Source organism: Komagataeibacter kakiaceti JCM 25156, assembly GCF_000613305.1.
On record NZ_BAIO01000117.1, the window covers coordinates 1 to 6,152 of the forward strand.

Genomic DNA, 6,152 nt, shown 5'->3' on the forward strand with positions numbered 1-6,152 from the left:
CGCGGTGGGGCTGGGCGCGGTCGGGGCCGGGTCGTGCCTTCCTTTCGCTGGGAACTTCGGGGGTGCTGTGGGTGACGACGGATCGCTTCCGCCCGCATCCGCAAGGGGGCATCCACGCATTCTGTCACGCCGTGCCCGGAATGTGGCATCAGATGGGGGTAACGCTTTCCGCCGCCTCCGCCCTCGGGTGGTGGGCGCGGACTACCGGCATGAGCGAGCAGGCGCTGCTGGCGGAACTGCCGGAGCGGATTGCGCGGCCTGCCCCCGTTATTTTCCTGCCCTATCTTTCGGGTGAGCGCACACCGCATAATGATGGCGCGATCCGTGGGGTTTTCGCGGGCCTGTCGCATGGCACCACCCGCGCCGACATGACGCAGGCGGTGCTGGAGGGGGTGGCGTTCTCGTTCCGCGATGTCGTGGATGCGCTGGCCGATGCGGGCTCCATCCTGACGGAAGCGGATGTGATTGGCGGCGGCTCCAGCAGTCGTGCCTGGGTGTCCATTCTGGCCAGTGTCACGGGGCTGTCACTGCACCGGCTGGCCCATGGGGAGCAGGGCGGGGCTTTTGGCGCGGCCCGTCTCGCGCGCATCGCCGTAACGGGGGAGGCGGTGGAGACCGTCTGTCAGCCGCAACGGCGCGAGGAAACACTGGCGCCCGACCCGGATCTTGGCGCAGCCTATGCCGCCGTGCTGGCGCGTTATCGTGCGCTCTACCCCGCCATTCGGGGCGCGATGGAGACCTGTCCGGCCTGAACCCGCTGGCGTGCATGAAAAAACTGGTGGCCAGTTTCGTACCATGGGGTCACAAATCAGGCAGGAACAGGAAAATGGATGGACTGTTATGAAAAAAGGCTTGTTGCACACGATCTTCCATCACAGCGTCCGGGGAGCCGCCGCGCTGGCGGTGCTGGCCTGCGGGAGCGCATTCGCGGCGGATAGTGTGGACCATGGGGCCGCGCCGAGTGGTAATGTTACGGTCATGGCGCGTTTTTCGGATATGCAGCCATCGGGCATCGCAGTGCTGCATGACGGGCGGATCATCCTGTCATTTCCCCGCAGCGCCGCCGACCACAAGGGGCCACGCGTGGCCCTGTTGCATGATGGCAGGGCGCTGCCTTTTCCCGATGCCGCGACACAGGCGCGTTTCATCTCTCCCCTTGGCATGACGGTGGACGCGACGGGCCGGTTATGGATTATTGATGAAGGAACCGTGGCGGGGCAGAAGGAGCCACCCACCCCCGCCCTGATCGGGCTGGACGGGCATACCGGCCATATTGTCGCGACCATTCCGCTGGGCAGCGGGGCCACGCGCCCGGACAGCCATGTCAATGACGTGCGCGTGGACATGACCCATGGCGCGCAGGGCACGGCGTATGTGAGCGATACATCGCTTATGGACCATCCGGCCATTATTGTTGTTGATATTGCAACGGGTTATGCGCGCCGCGTGCTGGAAAACGCGCCCTCTACCCGTGCCGTGCCGGGTTTTGCCATGGAACTTGACGCAGATGCTGCGCTATGACATGGCGCACCCGGTCATGGGGCAGGGAGGAATAGATGGCGTGACGCTGAGTACGGATTCAGGCAGGCTCTACTGGCAGCCCCTTTCAAGCCGGCGGCTGTACAGCGCGCCAACCGCCATACTGGCCGATGCGGCCGTATCCCCCACGCAACTGGAACAGGCCGTGCGGGACGAGGGGGAAGATGCCGTGGTTGACGGCATGGCGACCGGGCCGGACAACACCCTGTACCTGACCGACATCGAACGCCATGCCGTGCTGCGCCGTACGGCGGATGGGCACCTGTCCGTCGTGGCGCATGACCCCCGGCTGATCGCCCCTGACAGCCTGGCTCTGAAGGATGACGCCCTGTGGCTGACCGTGGGGCAGTGGGGGCGTCTGCCCGTGTTCCATAACGGGCGCGACATGCAGGAACGGCCATGGCTGGTGGTGCGCATACCCCTGAAATAGGTCAGGGCGGCAAGCTGAAAGAATGCAGATAAATGGCGCATGACAGGCAGACGGCTTCGGGTTCCGGCATTGTAAACCTGATTGCGGCGGTCGCCGCGACGGGTGGCCTGCTGTTCGGTTATGATACCGGGATCATATCCGCCGCCCTGTTGCAGATCACGCGCGATTTCGCATTGAATACATTGGGCCAGCAGGTCGTGACATCGGCCATCGTGGCCGGTGCGCTGGGGGGCTGTCTCGTGGCGGCCCCGCTGTCGGACAGGCTGGGGCGGCGCTACATGATCATGTTCGCGGCCTTGGTCTTTATTATCGGCACGCTGGTCGCCGCGCTTTCCCCATCGGTGGAACTGCTGGTTTTCGCGCGCTTCATCCTCGGTCTGGCCGTGGGCATGTGTTCGCAGATCGTGCCTGTCTATATCGCGGAAATCGCCCCGCGGGAGACACGCGGCAGATGGTCGTGCTGTTCCAGCTTGCGGTGGTGTTCGGGATTCTGGTCTCCTTCATCGCGGGGTATCTGTGCCGCAACCAGAGCTGGCGGCTCATGTTCGGCCTTGGGATCGTGCCTGCGGTCATCCTGTTCGTCGGGATGTCGCTATTGCCGCGCAGCCCGCGCTGGCTGGCCATGAAGGGCAATCTGGAGGGGGCGTTCGAAGTGCTGCGCCGCCTGCGGCGCGACCCGGCGGCGGCGCGCACGGAACTCGACACCATCGTCGCCATGCATGATGAGCAGGCCCCCTGGTCCGCGCTGTTGCAGCCGTGGGTGCGCCCCGCCGTCGTGGCGTCGGTGGGGGTGGCGCTGTTCTGCCAGATTACTGGCATCAACGCCGTACTGTATTACGCGCCAACCATTTTTGCCGGGGTTGGATTTGGCCAGAACTCGGCATTGCTTACATCCATCGCCATTGGCGTTGCTATGGTCATGTCCACCGCGTTCGGAAGCTGGGCGGTCGATGCGTGGGGGCGGCGCAGGCTGCTACTGCGGCTTATTCCCGGCGCCGCCCTCTCGCTTGTGGTGCTGGGCGTGATGTTCGCCATCGGCTCGACCCGCGGGCTTGATACGTGGATTACGGCGATGGCGGTCGTAAGCTATGCGGTCTTCAACGTGGGCAGCCTGTCGGTGGCGGTCTGGCTGGTGGGGGCCGAGGTCTATCCACTGTCATGCCGCAGCAAGGGCATGAGCCTTGTGGCCGCGACGCACTGGTCGGCGGACCTGCTGATTTCACTGACGACCCTGTCACTGGTGCAGGCGCTGGGGGCGGCGGGGACGTTCTGGATGTATGCGGGCGTCAACCTTGTCGCCTTCGTGTTCGTATGGCGTTACGTGCCTGAAACGCGCGGCCACTCGCTGGAGAAAATCGAGGCGAGCCTGAAGGCCGGTACATTCCATGAAATGACCTGAGCTGCCTCCGGGCATGATCCCGTTCTTTATGGTGTAGCGTTCCGGCCCGGATATTGCGGCCCGTAACCGCCGGGGCGGCCATCTTCCTCCCCCGTGTCCCTATGATGCGCCATGGCGTTGTGTTCATGGCGGTCAGCGCAGGGGCGGGTGGATATATCCGCACCCGTCCCCCCGTATTCATCCCTGCCGCATTCCTGAAAAAGCGGGTTCGCCCACTGGTCCGGTCGCGGGGAGCGTGCGGATAAGACGTTACGATTTCAGAACTGTTTTTGCCTCTGCCCCCCGAAATCGCGTGCGGCGTTATACCTTATTCTGCTTTTCATATGCCTTTTTGTGCGTATTTGTTGCGGGTTAGAAACTTCCTGCTATATCGTAAAAATGGCTAAAAACTGCTGAACACAGGGGTTATGAAGCAGGAAAATCATACGGGGATAATTCAACAAAAATTATATGTATTTTAACATAAGTCACCAAATTGGTGAATTATGAGAAAATTACAGAATGATTTGCGTATATTTTTCTTATAACATACGACCTGCGTTACCGAGCCGCCCGTGACCCGCGAGAAGCATGAGGGAGAGAAATGGAACTGTCCGCGTTAATCTATTTCGTCTCGCTGGTTGACCATAAATCAACCCATGATGCCGCCGCCGTCCTCCATGTCAGCCAGTCCACCATCAGCCACGCGGTGTCCGCGCTGGAACACGCCATGGCGGCCCCGCTCATCACGCGCGGCGTGCGCCGCCGGAACCATACCGGCATCACCACCGCCTATGGGCAGAATCTCTATCGTTCTTCCGTCATGCTGCTGCACTGGTGCGCCGATCTGCTTTCGGGCCGGACCATGCGCACGCCCCGTCTGGCGCCGAACCTGTATTCCGGCCGTCGCGTCACGCTTCCCGGCCTGTCGGATGAAAGCCTGCAACGCATTCTGCGCTCCAACCTGAGCCTGCGCATGATCGGCCATTTCCTGACCGTGTGCGACGTGGGCAGTATCGCGGGGGCCGCGCGCAGGTTATTGCTGACCCAGCCCACGGTCACGCGGCAGCTCCATAAACTGGAAAGCATTGTCGGGTCATCCCTGCTGGTCCGCTCGACCCACGGGGTGCAGCCCACCGCGTCCGCGCGGCTGCTCATTCAGGGGTGCCAGTCCATAGACAAGATGTACCGCCGGATCATGAAGGATGAAAACATCAGTTATTTCCTTCAGACCAGGGCGCTGCACCTGGCGGCGATGATGCCCTCCAGCCCGGACAGTTCGCTCACCATCCTGCTGGCCACACTGGTGCGCTACTGGCGGGAAAAGCGCTTTACGCCGCCGCTGTCCATTTCCACCACCGCGGCCCCTACCATCATCGCCGGTCTGGTCAGCGCGGATTATGACGCGGGGCTGTGCGATCTGGTCGATCTGCCATCGCATTTCCAGTCCGTCGATGTCGAAACGCAGAACCTGTTTCTCGTGCTGCCCATGAACAGCACGGACTCGGCCGCCATGTCGCTGCCCACCATCATGGGGAACCATGTGCTCGCCGTGCCGGGATTTGGCACCGGCCTGCGCCGCCTGACCGATATGTTCCTTGAAAACGAGGGCGTCATACCCGCCGGCATCGTGGAGACCCAGTCCCTGTCGCTTCTGCTGCGTCTTGTCATTGATGGCACCTGCTGCGCGCTGCTTCCGGCGGGATCGTTCCAGACAGCCAATGTGCGCGCCATTCCCCTGCCCAGGCGCTACCGCATGACAACCCGGCTGGTCTGGAAGGCCAGCCATGCCGATATGGCGAGCATCGACCGGCTCAGGCGCAGCATCATGGAAATACAGTCGCAGCGCCCCCGCGCCGCCGCCCTCCGTTCGCGCCCGGCGCAGGCGAGTGCAGCATGAACAGCCTGAGCCCTTTCCACCCTGTCACCAGCCCGTGGCGGCGGCGCGGGGTTGTGGCGCTGCTGGTGGTGGCGGGTGGCATAAGCTATATCGACCGCTCCGCGCTATCGGTCGGCAATATGGCGATCGTGGCCGACATGCACTTTTCCGATACGCAGATGGGGTGGATGCTTTCGGCGTTCGCATGGTCCTATCTGGTGTTCCAGGTTCCGGCGGGGCTGCTGTCGGACCGCTGGGGCGGGCGTATCGTGCTGGGGACCAGCCTGGTCGTCTGGTCGCTGGCCCAGATCGCTTTTGGCCTGGCTTCGGGCATGTGGGCGTTTTTCGCGTGCCGCGCACTGCTGGGCGCGGGGGAGGCCCCGCTTTTCCTTGCCGGGACAGGTGTGATCACGCGCTGGTTCCGGCCGGAGGAACGTGGCGGGCCCATCGGGCTGTTCAATGCGTCCTCCACACTGGGGCCAGCCATTGCTCCCCCCCTGCTGCTGGCCATCATGAGTGTGTGGGGCTGGCGGAACATGTTTGTTGTCGTGGGCTGCGCCAGCCTGCTGGTGGCGTCTGTCTGGCTGGCCGTGTATCGCGACCCGGAACGGATCGTGGTGCGCCGCGCAGGGCGCACCCCCACGCGCACCCATCTGGCCCATCTGTTCAGGCAGCGTTCGACATGGGTGCTGGCCACCGGTTTTGTCGGGGTGATCTATATTACCTGGCTGTATGGCGCGTGGCTGCCCGCCTATCTGCAGAAGGTCCATCATCTGACCCTGCGGCAGGCGGCCCTGTTGTCGGCCATTCCGCAACTGTTCGGTTTTTTTGGCAGCGTGCTGGGCGGTTTCCTGACCGATTGGCTGGGCCGCCGGGGCGCGTCCCCCGTCATCGCCTGCCGCACGCCGCTGGTCTGGGGGCTGGTC

General features: G+C 63.3%; 2 protein-coding genes and 3 pseudogenes. All 5 read left to right on the forward strand.

Annotation, left to right across the window (positions count from 1 at the left end; all coding sequences use genetic code 11):
• Positions 1-752 (forward strand): annotated as a pseudogene (locus tag JCM25156_RS22720) (xylulokinase); the annotation flags it as partial.
• 88 nt (positions 753-840) lie between these two features.
• Positions 841-1,969 (forward strand): annotated as a pseudogene (locus JCM25156_RS22725) (L-dopachrome tautomerase-related protein).
• A 32-nt stretch (positions 1,970-2,001) separates the two neighbouring features.
• Positions 2,002-3,368: pseudogene (locus JCM25156_RS22730) on the forward strand (sugar porter family MFS transporter).
• A gap of 583 nt (positions 3,369-3,951) precedes the next feature.
• Positions 3,952-5,247, forward strand: coding sequence for a LysR family transcriptional regulator (locus tag JCM25156_RS08295; RefSeq protein ID WP_025812743.1), 1,296 nt, complete (start codon positions 3,952-3,954; stop codon positions 5,245-5,247).
• Positions 5,244-6,152: MFS transporter (locus JCM25156_RS08300; RefSeq protein WP_025812744.1), on the forward strand; the 909-nt coding region annotated here is incomplete at its 3' end. The genes JCM25156_RS08295 and JCM25156_RS08300, both read left to right, overlap by 4 nt.

Bases quoted from the DNA above. Each gene is read 5' to 3' on its own strand.
- JCM25156_RS08295 (WP_025812743.1), top strand. From the start codon at position 3,952: ATGGAACTGTCCGCGTTAATCTATTTCGTCTCGCTGGTTGACCATAAA.